Origin of the sequence: Moorena sp. SIO3E8 (assembly GCF_010692445.1) — a bacterium.
GTDB classification, from domain to species: domain Bacteria; phylum Cyanobacteriota; class Cyanobacteriia; order Cyanobacteriales; family Coleofasciculaceae; genus Moorena; species Moorena bouillonii.
The window spans coordinates 1-1,873 of record NZ_JAAHHM010000324.1 but is presented as its reverse complement, the minus strand read 5'-3'; the positions used below and the strand labels follow the sequence as shown (position 1 = coordinate 1,873).

Genomic DNA, 1,873 nt, shown 5'->3' with positions numbered 1-1,873 from the left:
TGATACCGCTGGCCAAATTAATATTTGTTTACACATAGGTCAACCGGTCGGCGCAAGAGCAGCAAAACGAGAACATCGGGTAGCTGCAAATGGAACTCCCTGGCACCAATTAACCAAACGCACAATATTCATGGCAGAAGCTGTGATGATGTGCTGCAAGTGGGTTTTAGTCAAACCGATATAGCGACATCGACGTAAGCCAAACGCTTTAATGCCCTGAGCTAAGGTACCTTCAATACCTGCACGCTGAGCATAGCGATGCTGGAAAGCCTCTGTTGTTTGGGTCTGACGAGCCTGTTGCAGGGCATTATGTTGGCGTTGAGGACGCAGGGTAATGGTGCGCCCTTGCTTTTTGGTACGAGTACACAAGGGACGATGGGGACAGAGCTTACAAGTGGAGCTAGCAAAGCCTACTTTAATCAGGTAGCGCGGTCTTGGGGGTTTCCCCCATGAGCGACTACCGGTGATGTCATGACCACGACGGTCAGAACCAGGCTTCCAACTCATACAGGTCAGCCCCGTTGGGCACTTTGCCTGTTGCTCGTCCCAGTCAATCGTAAAGTTAGCAACATCAAAGCCAATACCAGCTAGAGAAGGCCAACTACTATCGGGTAAAACCGGAGCCAGCAACTCAATTCCAGCAGTATCTTGAGTATTGAGCATTTGCTCAGCACTCACATAACCCGTATCGACAATATGAGTTAATGGTAGCAGTTGACGCTGTTTAAGACCTTGGTGAATCCGATCAGTTACCTGTACATCGGTGGTGGTGGCAACAGTAGTTTCCACATGGGTAATCAAGTGGGGGGCATTCTCACCACAGGTTTCGCTCAGATGTACCTTATAGCCCACCCATTGAGTTTCCCGTTTGCGACTGAATCGGGCTTCTACATCGTAGGGAGAGTGAATTAATTGAGCCGACGGCGGGCTATTGTTGGGTTGACGGAAGTGTACTTGTTGGTCTGCATCAATGTGAAACTGCTGTACCCAAACCTGACGCAACACCTCAACCCCAGGCAAATTTACTTGTCCTACCGGGGCATCGTGATCATATACAGCAGCTAACAGCCTATAACCATCTTTACCAATCGTCTCCCCTAACTGCTGGCGCTCATCGCTAGCCTTGGGCATGTGATAGTCCTCAACCCGACTACCATAGCGCGAAAACCACTCTACCGGAACTTTTTCCTGAAGCCATTGCGGTACTGCAGAGTGCCAGACTATTGAGTGCTGCTCGTAAGGTCTCACCAACCACTTCTAGACGATGCATCACCCGAATTGCTGCTAACACATGAGTTGAGTCGCTGCGTTGCACCCCGCCCCCACTCAGCCATCCCCGCTCTTGACATCGTTCCAAAAGTCTCACTAACAGCAACTCTTCGGCTTTGGCTTTCACTAATCGACCTCGAAACTCACTCAATACTGAACTATCGATACCAGGGTCTGCTAAAGGCAAACTTAACGCATATTTCCAATCGATTCGTCCTCGCACTGCTTGGGCTGCTTGAGCATCCGTTAAGTCCTCTATGTACTGCATGACTGTAATCAGCGCTAACCTCCAAGCATCCCGATGCCGGTTGCCCTTGCTTTGATGGAAACAAGGCTCTCAACTGCTCATCCTGATATAGAATTCCCAATTCATCCCTGATACTCATTACTATACTCCCTTTGGGAAAAGCTGAGCGAGCAATGGTTGCTGTCTGTGGTGGTATCGGTGCTATTTTCTCAATTCTAAAGCACATTGGGGCAACTCCTCAGTTTGACAACTAATACAATTGTTTCAACTTATAGTTCCACACCAACGACAAACAAAGGATATTTTCCACATCTGCTCACTATTTTGTAAACAAATATTAAGTTCGCCAGCGGTATC

The 1,873-nt window shown here is 48.5% G+C and carries 1 pseudogene; it reads right to left on the bottom strand.

Annotated elements, in window-relative coordinates:
• Nucleotides 1-39: 39 nt before the first annotated feature.
• Nucleotides 40-1,742 (bottom strand): annotated as a pseudogene (locus F6K46_RS39480) (IS1182 family transposase).
• Nucleotides 1,743-1,873: the final 131 nt, after the last annotated feature.